Raw genomic sequence first — 20722 nt, 5'->3', positions numbered from 1 at the left:
CTTTGTGAAGCGGGTTGAGTACATGAAAGGACTCTGAAAAGGGTCCGAAATTAGGCAACCCTCATTTGTTGCACAGATGGTTGATCGTCCGTTCGCCAATTGAACGGGAGTTCTTGACGTTTGTAAGTAATGGTCCTACCGTACTATTGGTCGGACCAAATCGGCCCGACCTTGCCGACGGTTCGCCGACCGGAGGCAATGGTTGAACAACGGAGTTCTTCGATGGTTCTTCTCCAGACCTTCACCCCATCGGCCAACCCGCTGGGGTCGCAGTGGCTCTCGGCCCTCCTTGCCGTGCTGCCGGTGCTGGCCATGCTCATCACCCTTGGTGCGCTGCGCTGGAAGGCGCATCTGGCTGGCCTCTTCTCGTGGGGCGTCGCCCTCATCGTGGCAATCACCGCATTCCACATGCCGATCGGTATGGCAATCTCCTCGAGTGCTCAGGGATTCCTCTACGGTCTGTTCCCGATCTCGTGGATTCTGCTGGGCGCCATCTGGATGTACCAGGTGACGGTCATCTCCGGTCGTTTCGACGACCTGCGCCGCACCTTCTTCCTCATCAGTGACGACCCGCGTGTCCTCGGCATCCTCATCGCCTTCTGCTTCGGCGGTCTGCTCGAGGCCCTTGCTGGATTCGGCGCCCCGGTCGCCATCGCGGCTGCCATGTTGATCGCCATTGGCTTCGGCAAGCTTCGCGGTGCCGTCACCGCCCTGGTCGCCAACACCGTCCCGGTGGCCTTCGGTGCCGTCGGCTTGCCGGTGCTCATGGCCGCCAAGACCGGCGGCCTGGACGTCTCGATGGTTGCCCCGGTGTCCGCCCGTATCTGCGCGGTTCTCTGCCTCGTCGTCCCCTTCCTCATGCTGGCCATCATGGACGGCCGCAAGGGTGTGCGTGAGTGCTGGCCCTTTGGTCTGTTCGTCGGCATCGTCTTCGGCGTCACCAAGATCATCGTCGGCGGCACCCCGGTCTACAACCTGACCGAGATCTTCGCCGCCGTCGTCACCGTCGCCCTCTCCCTGCTCTTCCTCAAGGCCTGGAAGCCGAAGGGTGGCCGCGAGGCCGCCGAGCGCATCGGCATCCCGATGGACCCGGCCGTCGAGACCGAGCCCGTGGAGGCTCAGGAGGTCGACACCTCCGACCTCACCGGCAACCGCATCTTCATGGCCCTGGTGCCCTACATCCTCGTCATCGTGGTCTTCGGCATCGCCGCCATCCCGGCCGTCAAGGAGGGCCTCAAGACTGCCGACACCAAGATGGCCTGGCCTGGCCTGTCCGGCCTCATGACCACTGGTGGCAAGGCAGCGGCCCACCAGTCCTACACCTGGCAGTGGCTGTCCCAGCCGGGCTTCCTGCTGGCCGTCGTCGCCATCCTCGTCGGCCTCATCTACAAGGTGTCCCTCTCCGACGTCTTCAAGGAGCTGTGGGTCAACACCAAGAAGATGAAGTTCTCGATGCTGACCATCGGCCTGGTCGTCGCCCTCGCCTATGTCATGGGTGATTCCGGCCAGACCCTGGCTCTCGGTATGTTCATTGCTGGCGCTGGAGCGCTCTATCCGTTCCTCGCCCCGATCCTTGGCTGGATCGGCACCTACGTCACCGGATCTGACACCTCCGCCAACATCCTGTTCTCCGGCCTGCAGAGCAGCGTCGGTCAGCAGGTCGGTGCCGGGTCCCACCTCGGTGTCGAGGGCATGCGTCACCTACTGGTCGGTGCCGGTGCCTCCGGTGGTGTCGTCGGCAAGATGATCTCCCCGCAGTCGCTGACCATCGCGGCCACCGCGATCGGCCTGGCTGGCGGCGAGTCGGTCATCCTGCGCAAGGTCTTCAAGTTCTCGATCATCCTGCTCGTCCTGATGTGCATCATCGTCGGCCTCATGTCGACCCCGGTGCTCGGATGGATGGTCCCCTGATTCTGCTGACGGTTGACACCGCCTGGCATCCGTTCATCCTCAATGGAGGTCACCATGACAACCACTACGAGCCCTGGTACCAGGGCTGCCTCGCCCGGTTTGCCTGGGGCGGGCATCACCGTCGGGCTGTTCATCACGTGCATCAATGACGTGATGTTCCCCCAGACTGGCGTGGCCGTCACCACCCTGCTGGAGCGTCTGGGCTGCAACGTCGAGTTCCCGCGGGAGCAGACCTGCTGCGGCCAGATGACGACCAACACCGGTTACTTCGACGAGGGCATTCCCACCGTCCGTCAGTATGTGCGGGCCTTCGGGGATTACGACTACGTGGTCGCCCCGTCGGGATCCTGTGTCGCTGCCGTCCGCGACCAGCACCCGATGCTCGCCGAGCACGCCGGCGACTCCGGACTGCTCAAGGAGGTCGAGCACACCAGCCAGATCACCTACGACCTGCCGGAGTTCCTCGTCGACATCCTCGGGGTCACCGACGTCGGCGCGTACTTCCCGCACCGAGTGACGTACCACCCGTCCTGCCACGGCAAGCGTCTGCTCAAGCTGGGAGATCGTCCCCATGAGCTGCTCAAGAACGTCCGCGGCATGACCCTGGTCGACCTGCCGATGGCCGAGCAGTGCTGCGGGTTCGGGGGAACCTTCTGCATCAAGAACCCCGACATGAGCGCGGCAATGGCCAGCGACAAGGCTCGCCACGTTCGTGAGACGGAGGCTGAGTACGTCGTCGCAGGCGACAACTCTTGCCTCATGAACATCGGTGGTGTGCTGTCCCGTCAGAACTCGGGCGTGAAGCCGATTCACATCGCCGAAATCCTCGCCAACACTGAGGAGGACTGACCCATGAGCACCGAACTACGTCGCGTCACCTACGGGAATCACGGTGTCGCCCGGCTGACCCCGGCCCCCGACAAGCCCGGTACGTACATGGGTATGCCGAAGTTCTCGAAGGCCGCCAAGAATGAGCTGAATCTGTCGGTGCAGCGCAAGAACATGCGCAATGCCACCACGACGATTCGCAACAAGCGCGCCCTGCGCGTCTCCGAGTCCCCGGACTGGGAGGATCTGCGCAACGCCGCCGAGGCCATCAAGAACCGCGTCGGCCGTCACCTGGATCACTACCTGATCGAGGCTGAGAAGAACCTCACCGCCAACGGCGTCCACGTCCACTGGGCCCGTGACGGCGAGGAGGCCAACCGCATCGTCGCCCAGATCGCCAAGGAGAAGGGGGTCGACGAGGTCGTCAAGATCAAGTCGATCACCACCCAGGAGACCGACCTCAACGAGTACCTCGAGGAGCAGGGCATTGCGACCTGGGAAACTGACCTGGCCGAGCTCATCGTGCAGCTCGGACATGACCGTCCCTCCCACATCGTGGTGCCGGCCATTCACCGTAATCGTGCCGAGGTCCGCGAGATCTTCCTCCATGAGATGAAGAACTACGGTCGTCCGGCACCCGAGGACATCTCGGAAAACCCGCCGGAGCTGGCCAACGCTGCTCGTCTGCACCTGCGCGAGAAGTTCCTGCGTGCCGAGATGGCGGTTTCGGGTGGCAACTTCGTCCTTGCCGACACCGGTTCGCTGGTGATCGTCGAGTCCGAGGGCAACGGCCGTATGTGCCTGACCCTGCCCGACACCCTGGTGTCCGTTGTCGGCATCGAGAAGGTGCTGCCGAGTTTCGACGACCTCGAGGTCTTCCTCAAGCTGCTGCCGCGCTCGGCCACCGGTGAGCGGATGAACCCGTACAACTCGGTGTGGAGCGGCGTGACCGAGGGTGACGGTCCGCAGGAGCAGCATGTCATCTTCCTCGACAACGGCCGTACCAACGTCCTTGCCGACACCCTCGGGCGTGAGGTGCTGCGGTGCATCCGTTGCGCCTCCTGCATCAACATCTGTCCGGTGTACGAGCGGGCCGGCGGTCACGCCTACGGCTCGGTCTATCCCGGACCGATCGGTGCGGTGCTCAACCCGCAGCTGCGTGGCGTCGAACACCCGGTTGATCGTGGTCTGCCGTACGCCTGTTCCCTGTGCGGTGCCTGCAACGAGGTCTGCCCGGTGAAGATTCCCTTCACCGACATCCTCCTCGAGTTGCGCAACAAGGTCGTCAAGTCCGAGAAGGCCGACAAGATCCCGCAGGACTACGAGGTTGCCGGCGAGATGGGTCTCATGAAGACCGCGTCGTGGGCGTTCAGTGACTACAAGCACTTCGAGGCGATCCAGGTCGGCTCGCGCGGCGTGGGACGTGTCCTGCGCGGAAAGAAGATGGGACCGGTTCCGGTGCCGGTGGCCGAGCGGTGGCTGAAGTACCGCGACGTCGATGCGCCGCCGACCGACACGTTCCGTACCTGGTGGAAGAAGAACAGGGAGGAAAAGCGATGACCACCATCAGCACTGATCCGGTGGCGCGTACCGAGATCCTTGCCCGGATTCGTCGCGCCAGCTCGGACATCACCAATTCCGACCCGGTCGCTGATGTGCCGGTCGAGTGGGAGTATGGCACTGGCATCGAGATGGACGACGTCGTCGGAACCTTCGTCGAGAAGGTTATCGACTACAAGGCCACCGTCGTGCGGGTTCAGGGGGCTGACGTTCCCAAGGCCGTCGTTGAGGGGCTCAAGGTCACCGGCGCCGAGCACAGCGCCGTCGTGCCGGTTGGGCTGGACGAGTCCTGGGTCGAGGCGATCAAGGGAGCCGGTATCGACGCCCGCGTCGACGAGCCCCAGCTGTCCAAGGAGGAGCTCAACGACACCGACGCCGTCGTCACCGCCTCGGCGGCTGGGATCGCCGACACTGGTTCGATCGTCCTGACTCACGTCGAGGACCAGGGACGTCGGGCCATTACCCTCGTTCCGGACCGCCACGTGTGTGTCATCAAGGCCAGCCAGGTCGTCTCCGACGTCCCGGAGGCCATACAGATCGTCAAGCCCGCGGTTCACGATGGTCACCCGTTGACCTTCATCTCCGGTGGCTCGGCGACCTCCGACATCGAGTTGGCACGTATCGATGGCGTGCATGGGCCCCGTCAGCTCTACGTCATCGTCGTGGACGATCAGTGATTCGGACCCTGGCGTGATGAGGCACGCCAGGTAGTTCACACGCGTCCAGGCCAGGCGGTCCCGGTTTGACCGGGGCCGCCTGGTTGTGTGTCGGCGTGTGGTGATGCGGGTTCTGCGTGCCGGTGGTGCCATCTCTCGTGGCACGGGTCCGTGTCAGGAGCGCGAATACCACACGGGGGTGGGAGCAGGGCAGGGCCGTGGGGTGGGGGCGTATTGCGTGCGGGGCTGGCGGGAGGCGCCTGCGTCAATGAGAGTCCGAGCTTCTACTACGTGCGGTGGCAGCATGAATGGCCCCTGACGCGAGGCCGATCACAGCGAACGGGATGTAGATCCACCAGTGCGTGCCGTGGGTGAGCGCATCGGTGATTTTGACGACGATGAAACCGGCGACAAGCCAGCCGACCAAGGCCAGGAAGGCGTTGCGCAAAGAGTGTTGAGACATGGTGATGAATATCCTTAGACTAGAATAGGCAGCCGCTGACAGTGTCACCAACGCGGACCCAGCCGTGTGCGTCGGAGCGGTACCAAGCCCAGCCAGCTCCCGCAGCACAGAGCACAATGGCCCCCGGTCCGACCTTCTTCGCGAGGAACTTCCCCGCTTTGAGTCCCTTTGGGGCCATTACCTTGACGCCTGACCAACTCTTGCCAACGACCCATCCAGCTTTCGAGCCAAGCCACTTGGCTGCGCTGGCGACCTTCGATCCGCCATGCTTGATTGCGGACCAGATTTCCGACCACGATGGGTCGGCGACGATTGGATAGGTGTAGCCACCGCTTCTGTGATCAACGACCTGGGTGAGCTTTTTACCATGGATCTCGTAATGCGTTGGCACAGGCCGGCCGATTGCGTCGCGAGCCCATGCACGCTCGACGTGCCCAACTTGAACGAGTTCGTCGTTCGAATCCGCATAAAACAGATCAGCGCCGCCATGCCCGTCGCTGCTGATCCGAGTGATGTCGTGGAAGGTGTAGGAGAACGTTTGAGGAGCGCTCTCAGTCAGGAGGATTGAGTGGACTGCTGCTTCACCTTCAGCAGGGCTGGTGATAGCTAGTGTAAAGTTATCCGATCTGGCACCGTCGCCGAGAGTTGCGACTGTGCTATCGCTGCTCCTCGTGACGGTGCTGGAGGACCCGGGTAGGGAAACTGAGAAAGACTCATTGTTTGAGAAGTGAGTAATTGAATTACCGCTGTTAGAGGCACGAACTTCAGTACGTTCGGTGTCCTGAGCTGTTGATGCAGTCGTAGGACTATCACTAACGAACTCTCGGTATGTTGTTGGTGCGACACTGGCGGAGGCGGCTGCACTGCGGGTGAGTGCTGCACTGTCGTCTGCACTGAGGGAGGTTGTGGAATGTGCAGAGGCAGGTGCGGCTGTTGCGAGGAGGCAGACAGTAGTGAGATAGACGAAGGGGATCTGAAGAGAGGGCCGTATGGACGACACAGCCGAAATCATAACGTAGAGGGTGTCACAATTAAGTAACGACCGTGTAGATTTCAGATTAGTCTCATTTAATGCTGAAGGTCGCCACTGCAGCTGGTTCGTGAGGTTGAGTGACTCCCGTCGTTGGGGCCGGGAAAGGTTTGCCTCGGGAGACCGGGGAGGACGCATTGGGGCGTCGGAAACCCGTGCTTGCACTGACTTAAGCGAGGGTTAATGGCCAGCGAGCCTAGTGGGCAAGGGCATCTGCTGCGTTCTAGGAACCTACGGTGTGGGTAGGTCGAGACGCCAATGCAAGTTGCAGGTTCCGGGGAGATGCTCCCGGTGTGTCCGACGTTGGCGGTCCCCGGCGAGTTTGCTGCGTAAGTTAGCCCACGTCCCACACCCGGTCACATCGGGCCATCACGAGCGGGTCGTGGGTGATGACGAGCTTGGCGGCATGGGGGGTCGAGGCCCACAGGTCATCCATGATGGCGGTGGCCGTCTCGACGTCGAGGTGCTCACTCGGTTCGTCGAGGATGAGGACATCATGGGCCGAAGGGTCTTCGGATGTGTCGTGGTTGACGAGCACCCTAGCCAAGGCGAGCCTTTGTGCCTCGCCACCGGACAAGGTTCCGCCGTCTTCGGCCACGACCCTTTCCGGCGGGATGGTCAATCCGGCTCGGCCCAAGGCCGTGACGACCTCCGACTCGGTGGCGTCCCTGCACCCGATGCGCACGTTCTCGCTGATCGAGGTCGCGAAGACATGAGCGTTCTGGGCCAGGTATCGCACCCGTCCGGTCGTCGTCACGGAACCGGCCAGCGGCGGGATGAGTCCCATGATGGTTGCGGCGAGGGTCGTCTTGCCGATACCCGACCGCCCGACGACGGCCACCGATTCCCCGGTAGCAACCGTCAGATTCACATCGGACAGCACGGGGTGGCCACCCGGCCACCCGACCGTCAATCCGTCGATGACGAGGGAGGGCTCCTCCTCAGATGCCCCGGCGGTGGGGGAGTCTCCTGTCCCGACTTGCGGGGCGTCCAACACTTCGACGACCCGCAGTAGTGCTGCCTTGGCCCGGGTGTGGGTCTGGGCAGCCCCGGTGAAGGCACCGAACACCTCGTGGAGGGCCAGCGGGGTCAGGACCAGCACAGCCAGGATTCGCCCACCGATACGCCCGTCGGCAACCGCATTGCCACCGATCCACAGAGCGGAGACGACGGCCAGACCGGCTGCCAGGATCTGTCCGGCCGTGCCGAGCCCGCGTCCCCAGGCTGCCTTGCGCTCTGCCGCTCGCAGCCGGGAGTCGACCTCCAGCACGTCGGCCAGGATGGCGTCCTGAGCCCCATAGGCAACGAGGTCAGGAGCGCAGTGGGCCAGCTCGCGAGTGCGGTCGGCCAACTGACCACGCAGCGGCACCAAGGAGGAGTCGGCCGCCTTCGAGATCCGCTTGGTGATTGCCGGCATGACGACGGCAGCCAGTAGGGCCGACAGCAGTAGGACCGCCGCCGAAGCCAATGAGAACCGGGCCAGCAGGACCGTCGTCCCGATGATGACGAGGCTTGACGCGCACGCCGGAACGATCACCCGCACGACCATGTCCAACACCGCGTCGACGTCGGCAGTAACCCGCACTAGCAGGTCACCCCGGCGACGTCCCAGCAGGGTGGTGCGCGACAGCCGGTCGTAGACCCGCATCCGTAGCGCCCCCTGCATCCGTAGGGCCAGGTCATGGCCGATGAGACGTTCGGCGTAGCGGAACACTCCTCGGGAGATACCGAAGAATCGCACCCCGACAGCCGCGGCCTCCAGATACAGCACTGGCGGCATCTCCGCGGCCCGTGACAGCAACCATGCCGAGACACCCATGAGGGCCACCGATGCGCCCGATGCGCAAGCGGCGAGCACGGTGGAGAGCACGAGCAACCAACGGCCGAGCGGGACGTCCTTGAGGAGAGTCGTGAGTAGTTGGGTGGTTCGCGTGTTCATGCGTCCACCTCCGCCGAGAGCTCGACGACCGTGTCAGCCGCCTCGATGACGTTGCGTCGATGGGTCACGACGAGCACTGACGCTCCCGAGGCTCGCACCGCGTCAAGGACCGTGGCCTCGGTGGTGGCATCGAGACCTGCGGTTGGCTCGTCGAGGACCAGCAAACCGGCCCCGGCCTGTTCGACTCTGACCAGGGCACGTGCCAGGGCGACGCGACGTCGCTCGCCGGCCGATAGACCCTCGGCGTCGTCGTCAACCCGCTTGTCCAGCGGGATGGACACGGCACCACAACGATCCAGAGCATTACGAAGCACGGCGTCGGGGGCTTCTGGGTATCCCAGCTGTACATTCTGCGCCACCGTCCCTGCCATCATCGCGGGAGCTTGGGGCACATAGGCCAACTGACGACGCCACGCCTGCCAGACGGACTCGTCAGCCCCGACGAGTTCGTGGTCACCGACGAGGATCGACCCGGAATCGGGGTCGATGAATCCCAACAGGCATGACAGGGCGGTCGTCTTGCCACCACCGGAGTGTCCGGCCAGGGCGACGAGGTTCCCTGGATCAATCCGCAGGGACAACCCATCCGGCGCTGGGCGATCGGCGCCCTCGTAGGTGTGAGTCAACCCACTGATGACCACCGGAACGTCCCTCGGTGAGGGCATGTCGACGTCGCCGCCGGAACCCATTGGTCGTCCCGATTCGATGAGACCGAAGGACACCTCGGCAGCGGCCATGCCGTCGGCGGCGTCGTGGAAGAGGGCGCCCACCTGCCGCACCGGGAGGAAAACCTCGGGGGCGAGGATGAGGATGAAGAGGGACGTGCGCAGATCCATGCCACCGGCGGCCACCCGAAAACCGACGGTGACGGCCACCAAGGCCACCGACAGGGTTGCCAGCAACTCGAGGGCGAAGGAGGACAGGAAGCTGATGCGCAGGGTGCGCATCGTCTCGTCGCGGTTGGCCGACTCGGTGCGGCGCAGGCCCTCGAGCTGGGCGCGAGCCCGTCCGAAGACCTGCAGGGTGGGCAGGCCGGCGACCAGGTCGGCGAAGTGGTTGGCGAGTCGGGTGGCGACCTTGAACCGTTTCGCCACGGCCGCCTCAGTGCGCCAACCGATGAGGGCCATGAAGAGGGGGATGAGGGGGATCGTCACGACGACGATGATCAGGCTCTTGATGTCCTGAAAGCCGATCGCGGTGGCCAACACCACCGGAACGATGACGGCCAGCACGAGCTGAGGTAGATACTTCGAGTAGTACCCGTCCAGGGCGTCAAGACCCGTCGTCACCAGATTGATGAGGGTTCCCGACGGCGTCGTCGCATCGGCGGGACGCGACAACCTGGCGCTCAGGATGTCGCGTCGCAACTGGGACTTCACCGACGCCGAGGCGCGATGGGCCAGGAACTCCTGCAGCCACGCCAGACCAGCGCGGCCACAGAACACCGCGGCGAGCAGTCCGCACCAATCAGCCACGCCGTCGAGACGGTGGGTGGTGAAGACCGAGGAGATGCCCCGGGACAATAACCAGGCCTGTGCGAGGATGAGCACGGCCGTAGCCACGCCCACCATGCACAGACCTGCGAGGAAGGGAAGAGTGGCCCGCGCCCGGCGAACCAGGCGCGGGTCGAGCGGAGCTGCCACGGATCAGGCGGCCACCGCAGTGTCCGGAATGGCCTCACGGGTGAGGCGCTTGCGGAACACCCAGTAGCTCCAGATCTGGTAGGCCAACACGATCGGCACGAAGATGCAGGCGCTGATCGTCATGATCTTCAGGGTGTACGGCGTCGACGAGGCGATCCACATGTCGAAGGGGATTCCCGACGGGCGGTAGCCGAGATTGCCGTACATGGCGACCATGGAGGCAACGATCATGAGGGCGATACCCAGGCCGGTGCACAGGAAGGCCAGGCCTTCGCGTCCCTTGGCGACGACGGCCGAACCAGCAGCCAGCAGCACGACGACGAGCAGGCAGAGGATCCAGGTCAACACCTGGCGTCCGTCATTGGTGACGTACATGATGTTGAACATCAGGGCCCACACCAGAGCAACGGCGGTCGCGATCCAACCCAGCTTGGCCGAAGTCTTGCGAGCCCGGTCATGCATGTCACCCAGCGTCTTGAGGGCGACGAAGTTGGCCCCGTGGGCGCAGAAAAGCACCACGAACAGGATGCCGCCGATGAGGGCGAACGGGGTGAACAGGCCCCAGAAGGAGGTCGTCACCAGCGGGGCGACGCCACCGTCAGGAGTCGGGTGCGGGCCGACGGCCAGGCCGCGGACGAAGTTCGCGAAGCCGACGCCGAGTACCAAGGTGGGCAGGAAGGATCCGATGGTGGCCATCCAGTCAAAGGTGTTGCGCCACTTCGAGGACGGGTGCTTCGAGCGGTACTCGAAGGAGACACCACGAATGATGAGGCCGAGCAGCACTAGCAGCAGCGGCAGGTAGAGGCCGGAGAACATCGTCGCGTACCAGCCGGGGAAGGCCGCGAAGGTGGCACCACCAGCGGTGAGCAGCCACACCTCGTTGCCGTCCCAGGTCGGGCCGATGGTGTTGACCATGAGGCGACGGTCCTTGTCATCACGTCCCATGAAGGGAAGCAGCATGGCGACACCGAAGTCGAAGCCTTCGAGGAAGAAGAATCCAACCCACAGGACGGTGATCAGGATGAACCAGACGATCGTCAGGGGCGAATGAGCAGCAGTTTCAAGCACAGGAAGCATGTCGGTGACCTCCTCAGTATGCGAAGGACAGCGGAGTGTCCTCGCCCTCGACAGCAGGTTGACGACGTTCTGGCAGTTCAGGCAGGCCCTTCTTGAGGGTCTTCCAGAACAGACTCACCTCGACAACGGCCAAAATGCCGTACACCGCCGTGTAGACGATGGTCGAGAAGAGCACGCTGCCGGCGGAGACACCGGGTGAGACAGCCGCCGTGGTGGGCAGCACACCCGCGACGATCCAGGGCTGCCGTCCCATCTCGGAGAAGATCCAGCCGAAGGAGTTGCCGAACAGCGGCAACAGCGGCAGGCAGATCATGAAGAAGGTCAGCCAGCCGTGCGGCTTCGGGTTGCGGTCACCGCGCATCGCGATGAGCATGATGAGGCCGACGAGGCCGCCGATCATGCCGAGGGTGATCATGATGCGGAAGGTCCAGTAGGAAACCGGGATGTTCGGCTCCAACTTGATGCCGTTGGCGTCGATCTTCTGGCGCAGCGCATCCTGGTAGGAGGACTGCAGAGAGGTCTGTGTGCCGTCCTTGCGGTGGTAGGTGTACTCATGAACCTGGTAGTTCTTGAGCTCGTTGATGCCCTTGATCTCTGAACCCCACTTGCCGTTGCCGAGGAAGCCGAGCATGCCGGGGATCTTGATGGCCCACACCTCTTCGGAGCCGTCCTGGTTGCCGATGGTCAGCACCGAAAAGTCCGAGGTCGTCTTGTAGGCGCCCTCGGCAGCGGCCATCTTCATGGGCTGGGCGTCGGTCATGACCTTGCCCTGGTAGTCACCGCTCAGCACGATGCCGACGCAGGCGACGATGAGGATCCAGGCGCCGAACTTCGAGGCCCAACGCCAGGTGCGCACGGTCTCGGCCTCCTCGGCGTCAGAAATCTGAGAGGTGGCTCGACCCTTGGCGACCTTTGCCAGGTGCCAGAAGGCGATTGCGGCGATGAGGGCTCCTGCGACCATGTAGGACGCGGAAATCTGGTGAAGGAAGGTTGCCTTGAAGACCGGGTTGGTGAGAACGGCACCAAAATCGGTCAACTCGGCGCGATGGGTGGCGGGGTTGTACGTGGCCCCCACGGGGTTCTGCATCCACGAGTTGGCCGCGAGGATGAACACCGCGGAAACCATGGTGCCAAGGGCGGTCAGGTAGATGCAGGCCAGGTGGACTCCCTTGGGAAGCTTGTCCCACCCGAAGATCCACAGGCCGATGAAGGTCGACTCCATGAAGAAGGCGAGGAGGGCCTCGAGGGCCAGCGGGGCGCCGAAGATGTCGCCGACGAATCGCGAGTACTCCGACCAGTTCATACCGAACTGGAACTCCTGCACGATTCCGGTGACGACGCCGAGGGCGAAGTTGATGAGGAAGAGCTTGCCGTAGAACTTGGTCAGGCGAAGATAACGGTCGTTGCGGGTCTTGAACCACACCGTCTGCATCACTGCCACGAGCATCGACAGCGCGATCGTGATAGGGACGAAGAAGAAGTGGTAGACCGTCGTGATCCCGAATTGCCATCGGGCGATCAGTTGGGCATCCATGGCGCGCACCCTACTATTCGGCGGCCCCGGTTTTGGCGCTCGGGGTCGCGTTGCGCCAAAACGGATGAAAAATCCTGTACCAACGTCCGTCGTCACGGCGGTACTGGTCGGCGATTTGCCCGATGGGTGAAAATGGGTAGCGTGAGTCGATCGTGTCGTCGGTGGTGGTGTGTCGTCGTCGGGGTGCTCGTCCTGCTCGTCGTCGCCGAGGTGCCGCTGGCGATCGGGGTTCTTCGGCCACGCCTCGAGCCGGTCCCGAGGAGGACTGACGTCGTCTACGCCATCGGACCGGCGGACTTCCACATGGCTCAGGCCCGTGACCTCATGCGCCGCACGGGGGCTTCGACACTCGTCGTGACCATCAGCGTCGACCCGAGGACCGGCGAGGAGTACCGCAAGGATTTCTGCGACCCGTCCCCCCATTGGAAGGTCATCTGTCTGGTGCCCGACCCGTACACCACTCGGGGTGAGGTGGCAACCCTGCGTGACCTGGCGGCGCGGCACCACTGGTCCGACGCCGTGGTGCTCACCGATCCCCCGCACGTCACACGCACGCGCATGTGGATGGACAGGTGTGCGGCGATCCCCGTCACCGTCGTCGAGGCGACGGACCGGGCTTCTCGGCACGTCAATCTTCGGGGGGTCGCCTACCAGGCGGCTGGATGGGTCGTGGGGCAGGTGCAGAGCTGTCCGTGAACCGGTCGCCGCGGAAGAGCCTGCCCATGATGACGATTGAAGCGTCAATCAGTCAGGCTTCCCGATCGGAGGATCCCATGTCGGCGACCCCACGCATCGGCATCATCCTCGGTTCCACCCGCCCCGGTCGCGTCGGCGGCCAGGGCGCCACGTGGGACCGGCCGTCGTCGCCCCGTCGGCGTCCGCCGCGTTGAACTGCGACTGGTAGAGGTCGTGGTAGTGGCCGCGCCGCTCGAGGAGCTCGGTGTGCGTCCCCTGCTCGACGATGTCGCCGTGTTCCATGACGAGGATGAGATCCGCGTCACGGATGGTCGAGAGCCGGTGGGCGATGACGAAGCTGGTACGTCCCTTGCGCAGGTTGGCCATGGCTTCCTGGACGAGCATCTCGGTTCGAGTGTCCACCGAGCTGGTGGCCTCGTCGAGGATGAGCAGGTCCGGGGCGGAGAGGAAGGCCCGAGCGATGGTGATGAGCTGCTTCTGGCCGACGGAGACGTTGGATCCGTCCTCGTCGATGACGGTCTGGTAACCGTCAGGCAGGGTGTTGACGAAGTGGTCGACGTGAGCGGCCCGGGCGGCGTCGAGGATCTCCTCCTCGGACGCCTCCGGGCGGCCGTAGGCAATGTTGTCGTGGATCGTCCCGCTGAACAGCCAGGTGTCCTGCAACACCATTCCCAGGCGAGAGCGCAGTTCGGTGCGGGGGACCGTGGAGATGTCGAAGCCGTCGAGGGTGATGACCCCGCCGTCGATCTCGTAGAACCGCATTAGCAGGTTGACCAGCGTCGTCTTGCCAGCACCGGTGGGCCCGACTATCGCCACCGTCTGGCCCGGCTCGGCGACCAATGAGAGGTCGGTGATGAGAGGTTTGTCAGGGCTGTAGGAGAAGCGCACGTGGTCGAAGACGACACGTCCCTTGGTGGCAGGGAGACTGTCGTCGGCCTCTGTGGACATCTCGTCGGCGTCGAGGACCTGGAAGACGCGCTCTGCCGAGGCCACTCCTGACTGCAACAGATTCGCCATGGAGGCGATCTGGGTGATCGGTTGGGTGAACATTCGGGAGTATTGAATGAAGGCCTGCACATTGCCCAGTGGCATCTGGCCGTTGGCCACCCGCAGACAGCCGATGAGCACGATGACGGCGTAGTTGGCGTTGCCGAGCAGGAACATCGCCGGCTGGATGAGTCCGGAGATGAATTGGGCCTTGGCGGTGGCTCGACGAAGCTCCTCGTTGCGTTCGTGGAATTCCTGGGCAACGGCTTGGGTGCGGCCTAATGTCTTGACCAGAGCGTGGCCCGAATACGCCTCTTCCACGTGGGAGTTGAGTTCTCCGGTGGCCTTCCACATCTGGGCGAACTGCCCCTGCGCCTTCTTGCCGATGGCTCCCGCGATGACTCCGGCAACCGGGATGATGACCAGGGAGATCACCGCCAGCAACGGGGAGATCCAGAACATCATGATCAACACGCCGATGACGGTCAGCAAGGCGTTGAGGAGTTGTTGGAGGGTCTGCAGCAAGGTCTGCGAGACGTTGTCGATGTCGTTGGTCATCCGGCTCATGAGCTCGCCGTGGGGCTGACCGTCGAAGTAGGACAGCGGCAGTCTCTCCAGCTTGGCACTGACCTGACGACGCAGGTCGTACATGGATCGTTGGATCGCGGTGTTGAGCAGGAATCCCTGCAGGAACATCAGCAGGGCGGCGCAGGCGTACAGGCCCAGGGCCCAGGCCATGATGACGCCGAGCCGGTGGAAATCGATGCCGGAACCGATGATGACATCGGGGTACTGCTGCAGCAGGGTGATGATCTTCCCGCGATCGCCACTCTGACCGGCCTGGCCGAGCTTGTCGATGAATTCGCCGGCCGTCATGCCACGCGTTTGAGGGACGTGTCTGCCCAACTGTTTTCCGACGATGCCGCCGAAGATGACGTCGGTGGCCCGGCCCAGGATCTTGGGGCCAATGACGTTGAAGGTCACCGAGATCACAGCCATGATGACGACGGTGGTCAGGACGAGGCGATGAGGCTTGAGCTGGCCGAGCAGCCGCCTGAGGGACGGGCCGAAGGAGATGGGCTTTTCGGCGACCCGGCCGCCGCCTCGTCGTGACGAGGCTCGGGCGAGCTCGGCATGCTCGTTGCGGGCGGGAGCCTTCTCGACCTTGCCTCTCATGCCGCCTCCTCGGTGGAGAGCTGGGAGTCGACGATCTCGATGTACGTCGGGCAGGACTCGATGAGCTCGTCATGGGTTCCCTTGCCGACGATGCGTCCGGCATCCAGGACGAGGATCTGGTCGGCATTGCGGATCGTCGAGACCCGCTGGGCGACGATGAGCATCGCGGCACTGCCTTGATGGGCCTCCAGCGCAGCCCGGAGCCGGGCATCAGTGGTGACGTCGAGGGCGCTGAAGGAGTCGTCGAAGACGTAGATTTCGGGGGCTTTGACCAAGGCCCGAGCGATGGACAGTCGCTGTCGCTGGCCGCCGGAGACATTGGTGCCGCCCTGGGAGATGGGGGCGTCCAACTCCCCGTCCATTCGGGAGACGAAGTCGTCGGACTGAGCGATGCGCAAGGCGTCCCAGAGCTCGTCGTCGGTGGCGTCGGAGCGGCCGTCGCGCAGGTTGGAGGCCACCGTGCCGCCGAAGAGGTAGGGCCGCTGAGGCACCAGCCCGATGCAACTCCACAGGATCTCGGGGCCGTAACGGCGGACGTCGACACCCTTGACGAGGACCTGCCCGTCGGTGACGTCGACGAGGCGCGGGATGAGGTTGACCAAGGTTGATTTGCCTGAGCCCGTCGAGCCGATGATGGCCGTCGTCGTTCCGCGCTCCAGCGCGAAGGAAATCTCGTGGAGCACCGGTGCGGAAGCTCCGGGGTAGCTGAAGGTGACGTCGCGGAACTCCAGCAGGGTGGGGTTGTCGGGCAGGGTCGTCACCGGTTCGGGGTCAATGTGGAGGGACGACGAGGTCTGCAGCACTTCTGCGATGCGGTTGGCGCAGACCGAGGCTCGCGGCCACATGACGACTAGGAGTACGGCCATCATGACGCTGATGAGGATCTGCATGAGGTAGGTGGTGAAGGAGGCGAGGACGCCGACCTCGGTCTTGCCGCTGTCGATCTGGTGGGCCGCGAACCAGAACACTGCGATCTGGGACAGGTTCATGATGAGCATGACGAGCGGGAACATCGCGGCCATGGTTCGTCCGACACTGACCTGGATGTCGCGCAGGGAAGAGTTGGTGGCGTCGAAGCGGGCCGCCTCATGGCGTTCCCGGGCGAAGGCTCGCACCACGCGGATGCCGGTGATCTGTTCGCGAACGACGCGGTTGAGGTCGTCGATACGTTTCTGCTGGCGTTTGAACAGCGGACCCATCCGGGAGACGATGAGCCCCGCTCCAATGCCCAGCAGCACGACGGCGACGGCGATGATCCACGACAGGGAGACCTCGGCTCGGATCGCCATGACGACGCCGACGACCATCATGATGGGTGCTCCGATGAGGACGGCCAGGGTCATGAAGACCAGCATCTGCACCTGCTGGACGTCGTTCGTGGTGCGGGTGATGAGGGACGGAGCCCCGAACTGGTTGACCTCACGGGCCGAGAAGTCGAGGGTGCGGGTGAAGACGGCGTCGCGGATGTCGCGCCCCATTCCCATGGCGACCTGGGCGGCCAGGAACACTGCGATGACCTGGCAGATCGTCTGTCCCAGGGCGACGGCCAGCATGAGGAGGGAGTGTGAGGTGACGTAGCCGGTGTCGACGCGGACGACTCCCTGGTTGATGATGTCAGCGTTGATCGTCGGGAGGGTCAGCGCGGCGATCTGGGCGCAAATCTGCGCGACGACGATGACGATCACCTGCAGGCGATAGGGCCGAAGGTGTCGGGCCACGAGTTGTGTCAGCACGAGTGCTCCTCGGACAGGGACATGTGCAACCGGCGTCAGAGGATCTGCCGGGCGGCCGCGAGCGGCACGATCGACACCCTAGAGGAGATGGGCAGTGTTGTCCCGCATGTCGTCAGACGGGTCGGCCTTGTCGGTAGGCTGTGAGACACCGAATCCGCTGTGTCGTGAGAGGTGACGATGAGACGCAAGCTGGCCCTTGTGATGGCGGGGGTGCTTCTCGTCGGCACAGCTGCGTGTTCACAGACGTCGACCCCACTTGCCAAGACCAGTCGTGACGATTCGGTCGAGGTCTGGCACCGGATGTCCATGGCATCTGACCTGCCGAGCCTGGAGAGCGCTGGTGACGGGTATCAGCGTCGTAACCCTGGTGTGACACTCAATTTGCACGCGATCTCCTCGACGACCGACACGTACCTCAACGCCTTGGAGACGTCGGTTGAGGAGGGCAAGGCTCCCTGCATGGCCCAGGTGCCGAGCACGTCGGTAGCGAAATTGGCCCATCACGGGGTGCTGGAGGATGTCACCCAGTACGCCGAGCAGTACCGCGACAAGTACGACCGCGGCTCGATGTCGCGGGTTGCGTACCAGGGGCGGACATACGGGCTTCCGATGGACACCTCCCCGATGGTCCTCTTCTACGATTCCGACGCCTGGTCCGAGGCCCATGTGTCAGCTCCCAAGAATTGGGAGGAGTTCCGCGCCGCGGCCACGATTCTGGCGTCTACGGGTAAGGCGGTGTCAGATATGCCGGTTGAGAAAACCGGGTGGCTGGCAGCGATGTCCGACACCACAGGATCACCATGGTTCGTCCCGGTGAATGACACGACCTGGCGGGTTGGGATCGATTCTGACGGGGTGCGCAAGCTCACCGACGAGTTGCAGCGGATGGTCGAGGCCAAGCAACTCGTCGTATCCCATGGATGGGAGTCGGTGCAGACCGATTTCTCCTCCGGGAAGATCGTCGGACACATTGGCGCTCCCGCTGATCTTCCGGATCTCAAGACTGCCGTCGGGGCTGGGCGGCACCATTGGAAGGTCACCACCATTCCTCCGCTCGAGGGCAGTGATTCACGGGTGGCGTCGTATCAGGGCTCGTCGTGGGTGGTCCTCAAGGGATGCAAGACGCCGAGTGAGGCATTGGACTTTGCTGACGCCCTCGACGACCAGCCCGAATTGCTGACGGGGCGTGGTCTCATCCCAGCTGGTAAGGCCGAGAGGATGACGACGCCGACGTCCTTCAAGACGTTGGTCGGCAACGAGGACGTCGTCGGGGACCTGGCTGATCTGGGGCGCAAGATTGACGACGACTCCTCGATCTCGCCGGTGTGGGACGAGGTCGCGGTAGCCTGGCGCCCCAGTGCGAAGCTGTGGGCGACGAAGACGAAGGTATCTGGGACGTTGCCTGCATTGGCATCGACGGCCAGAGGTGCCTTGGTCGCTGGTGGGTTGAAGGTGGCTGAGGGGTAGTTTGACCCGTCATCATTGTGTCCCGAGGGGGTGCACGAAAAACATGGCTTGGCCAAATCGTTCCCTCTTCTCCTCTTCGATAGGATTTCCCGGTGAGTTCTGACACCGTTTCCAGCCAGTCCCCTGAGGTCTCCGAGCAGATGCAGGTTCGTCTCGACAAGCGGGCCCGGATCATCGCCGACGGAGGCCAGGCCTACCCGGTTGACCTGCTGCGCGACCACACCCTGGCCCAGATCCGTCAGAAGTACACCGACGACCTCGGCGAGTTGACCCTGGCCCCCGGCGAGGAGACCACCGACGAGGTCACCATCGGCGGGCGTGTCGTCTTCGTCCGCAATACCGGCAAACTCTGCTTCGCCAGCCTCCAGGACGGGTTCACCGAGACTTCCAATGGTGAACGTCTGCAGGTCATGCTCTCCAAGGCCGAGGTCGGCGACGAGGCCCTGGCGGCATGGAAGTCCGACGTCGACCTCGGAGACCACGTGTGGGTGCGTGGCCGTGTCGTCGTCTCCCGCCGTGGCGAACTGTCCATCATGGCCTCGGAGTGGCGGATGGCATCGAAGGCCCTGCGTCCCCTGCCGACTCTCCACAAGGACCTGTCGGAGGAGTCCCGGGTGCGTCGTCGCTACGCCGACCTGGTCGTCCGCGACGAGTCCCGTCAGATGGTGCGCACCCGCGCCATCATCACCCGCGCAGTGCGTCACGCCCTCGATGAGCGTGGCTTCCTGGAGATCGAGACCCCGATCCTGCAGCTGGTCCACGGTGGTGCCGCGGCTCGTCCGTTCAACACCCACCTCAATGCCTTCGACATCGACATGAGCCTGCGCATCGCCCTTGAGCTCTACCTCAAGCGCGCGATGGTGGGTGGCACCGACCGTGTCTACGAGATGGGCCGTGTCTTCCGCAACGAGGGCATCGACTCCAGCCACTCGGCCGAGTTCTCCATGCTCGAGGCCTACATGAGCTGGGGTAACCAGTTCACCATCGCCGAGGTCATCAAGGACATCATCATGGAGGTGGCCGACGCCCTCGACATCCACCAGATCGAGACGCCCAAGGGCACCATCGACCTTGATGGGGAGTGGCGCTGGGTCAGCGTCTACCCGGGCCTGTCGGAGAAGTTGGGACGCGAAGTCACCCTCGACACCCCGCTGGAGGAATTGCAGGCCATTGCTGCCGAGCACGAGATCGAACTCGATCCGTCCTGGGAGGCCGGCAAGGTCGTCATGGAGCTCTTCGGTGAGCTCGTCGAGCCTGAACTCATCAACCCCACCTTTGTCTGCGACTACCCGGCCATCGCCCAGCCCCTGGCCCGCCCGCACCGCGACGATCTGCGCATGGTCGAGGCCTGGGACCTCATCATCGGCGGCATGGAGCGCGGCACCGGGTTCTCGGAGCTCGTTGACCCCGTCATCCAGCGCGAGGTTCTCACCAAGCAGTCCCTGGCCGCTGCGGCCGGTGACCCGGAAGCCATGCAGCTCGACGAGGACTTCCTCGAAGCCCTCGAGTTCGGCTGCCCGCCCATGGGTGGTCTGGGACTCGGCGTCGACCGTCTGGTGATGCTGTTCACCAACGCCGGTATCCGTGAGACGATCCTCTTCCCGCTGCTCAAGCCCGAGCACTGACGATGTGAGGCCCGCCGGGAATGTCCCGGCGGGCCTTTCTGTTCTGCGTCAGGATTGGGCGAGCCCCATCCTCCAGCTCTGCCTGCGCCAGTTCACTTCCACAAGGTGGCGACGCCGAAACCGGCGGCCATGAGGCACATGCCGATGAGGACGTTCCAGTCGCCGAGATCCTTCATGCCGGGGATCTGGTTGCCTGCGATGTAGTAGACGATCAGCCACAGCACACCGAGTAGGAAGAGGGGGACGAACACCTTCGGCACCCAGGAACGATCAACCGGCGCAGCCTTCTTCTCGGCCCGGCGCTCCTCGACCTTGGTCCGGTTCTTGGCCTGGGCCTTCTTCTTGGCTTCCGGTCTGACCTTGGATTCGGGCACGGTGACTACTCCTGGGGTTTCGA

General features: G+C 63.8%; 16 protein-coding genes. 7 read left to right on the top strand and 9 right to left on the bottom strand.

The genetic code is table 11. The features are described from left to right. Positions 1-222 precede the first annotated feature (222 nt). The 4 genes from PALO_RS09850 to PALO_RS09835 are packed head-to-tail and all read left to right on the top strand — an operon-like array spanning position 223 to position 4976. Complete coding sequence (locus tag PALO_RS09850; protein ID WP_015583423.1) at positions 223-1911, top strand: L-lactate permease; 1689 nt, start codon at positions 223-225, stop codon at positions 1909-1911. A 42-nt stretch (positions 1912-1953) separates the two neighbouring features. Next, entirely contained in the window at positions 1954-2760 is an 807-nt protein-coding gene (locus PALO_RS09845; RefSeq protein ID WP_036909875.1) for a (Fe-S)-binding protein, read from the top strand. 3 nt (positions 2761-2763) lie between these two features. Then, positions 2764-4299 (top strand): LutB/LldF family L-lactate oxidation iron-sulfur protein, encoded by a 1536-nt coding sequence (locus PALO_RS09840; protein WP_015583421.1) that lies wholly within the window; start codon positions 2764-2766, stop codon positions 4297-4299. Further along, the gene (locus PALO_RS09835; protein WP_015583420.1) at positions 4296-4976 is read left to right on the top strand and encodes a LutC/YkgG family protein; all 681 of its coding nucleotides are present in this window, start codon (positions 4296-4298) and stop codon (positions 4974-4976) included. The genes PALO_RS09840 and PALO_RS09835 overlap by 4 nt, the downstream gene beginning before the upstream one ends. Positions 4977-5220: 244 nt before the next feature. Here the strand turns inward: PALO_RS09835 and PALO_RS09830 are convergent, their stop codons facing one another. From PALO_RS09830 to PALO_RS09805, 6 genes are all read right to left on the bottom strand, one after another. After that, on the bottom strand, positions 5221-5418 hold the full coding sequence (locus PALO_RS09830; RefSeq protein WP_015583419.1) for a hypothetical protein: 198 nt from the start codon (positions 5416-5418) through the stop codon (positions 5221-5223). A gap of 19 nt (positions 5419-5437) precedes the next feature. Further along, complete coding sequence (locus PALO_RS13105; RefSeq protein WP_004810293.1) at positions 5438-5809, bottom strand: hypothetical protein; 372 nt, start codon at positions 5807-5809, stop codon at positions 5438-5440. Positions 5810-6782: 973 nt separating this feature from the next. Continuing rightward, positions 6783-8387, bottom strand: a complete 1605-nt coding sequence (gene cydC, locus PALO_RS09820; protein WP_015583418.1) for a thiol reductant ABC exporter subunit CydC — start codon at positions 8385-8387, stop codon at positions 6783-6785. After that, on the bottom strand, positions 8384-9958 hold the full coding sequence (gene cydD / locus PALO_RS09815; protein WP_015583417.1) for a thiol reductant ABC exporter subunit CydD: 1575 nt from the start codon (positions 9956-9958) through the stop codon (positions 8384-8386). The genes cydC and cydD overlap by 4 nt, the downstream gene beginning before the upstream one ends. 75 nt (positions 9959-10033) lie before the next feature. Then, positions 10034-11107 carry a cytochrome d ubiquinol oxidase subunit II gene (gene cydB / locus PALO_RS09810; RefSeq protein ID WP_004810297.1) on the bottom strand — a complete coding sequence of 358 codons (1074 nt, stop codon included), beginning with the start codon at positions 11105-11107 and terminating at the stop codon, positions 10034-10036. A 13-nt stretch (positions 11108-11120) separates the two neighbouring features. Beyond that, positions 11121-12641 carry a cytochrome ubiquinol oxidase subunit I gene (locus PALO_RS09805; RefSeq protein WP_004810298.1) on the bottom strand — a complete coding sequence of 507 codons (1521 nt, stop codon included), beginning with the start codon at positions 12639-12641 and terminating at the stop codon, positions 11121-11123. Positions 12642-12773: 132 nt separating this feature from the next. Between PALO_RS09805 and PALO_RS09800 the strand changes: the two genes are divergently transcribed. Then, the gene (locus PALO_RS09800; protein WP_231097124.1) at positions 12774-13337 is read left to right on the top strand and encodes a YdcF family protein; all 564 of its coding nucleotides are present in this window, start codon (positions 12774-12776) and stop codon (positions 13335-13337) included. Between the two features lie 102 nt (positions 13338-13439). On the opposite strand, the gene PALO_RS09795 is transcribed toward PALO_RS09800, so the two are convergent. Together PALO_RS09795 and PALO_RS09790 are read right to left on the bottom strand one after the other, a co-directional pair. After that, a complete protein-coding gene (locus tag PALO_RS09795) occupies positions 13440-15500 on the bottom strand; it encodes an ABC transporter ATP-binding protein (RefSeq protein WP_015583415.1) in 2061 nt (686 codons plus the stop codon). After that, positions 15497-17233: an ABC transporter ATP-binding protein gene (locus PALO_RS09790; RefSeq protein WP_015583414.1), complete on the bottom strand. Its 1737-nt coding sequence runs from the start codon at positions 17231-17233 to the stop codon at positions 15497-15499. The genes PALO_RS09795 and PALO_RS09790 overlap by 4 nt, the downstream gene beginning before the upstream one ends. A 177-nt stretch (positions 17234-17410) precedes the next feature. On the opposite strand from PALO_RS09790, the gene PALO_RS09785 reads away from it, so the two are divergent. Continuing rightward, entirely contained in the window at positions 17411-18700 is a 1290-nt protein-coding gene (locus PALO_RS09785) for an ABC transporter substrate-binding protein (protein ID WP_015583413.1), read from the top strand. A gap of 92 nt (positions 18701-18792) precedes the next feature. Then, positions 18793-20325 carry a lysine--tRNA ligase gene (lysS, locus tag PALO_RS09780; RefSeq protein WP_015583412.1) on the top strand — a complete coding sequence of 511 codons (1533 nt, stop codon included), beginning with the start codon at positions 18793-18795 and terminating at the stop codon, positions 20323-20325. Positions 20326-20417: 92 nt separating this feature from the next. Here the strand turns inward: lysS and PALO_RS09775 are convergent, their stop codons facing one another. Then, positions 20418-20699, bottom strand: a complete 282-nt coding sequence (locus PALO_RS09775) for a cell division protein CrgA (RefSeq protein WP_015583411.1) — start codon at positions 20697-20699, stop codon at positions 20418-20420. Positions 20700-20722 lie beyond the last annotated feature (23 nt).

Origin of the sequence: Cutibacterium avidum 44067 (assembly GCF_000367205.1) — a bacterium.
Lineage (GTDB): Bacteria > Actinomycetota > Actinomycetes > Propionibacteriales > Propionibacteriaceae > Cutibacterium > Cutibacterium avidum.
This window is presented reverse-complemented; position numbering and strand designations above follow the sequence as displayed.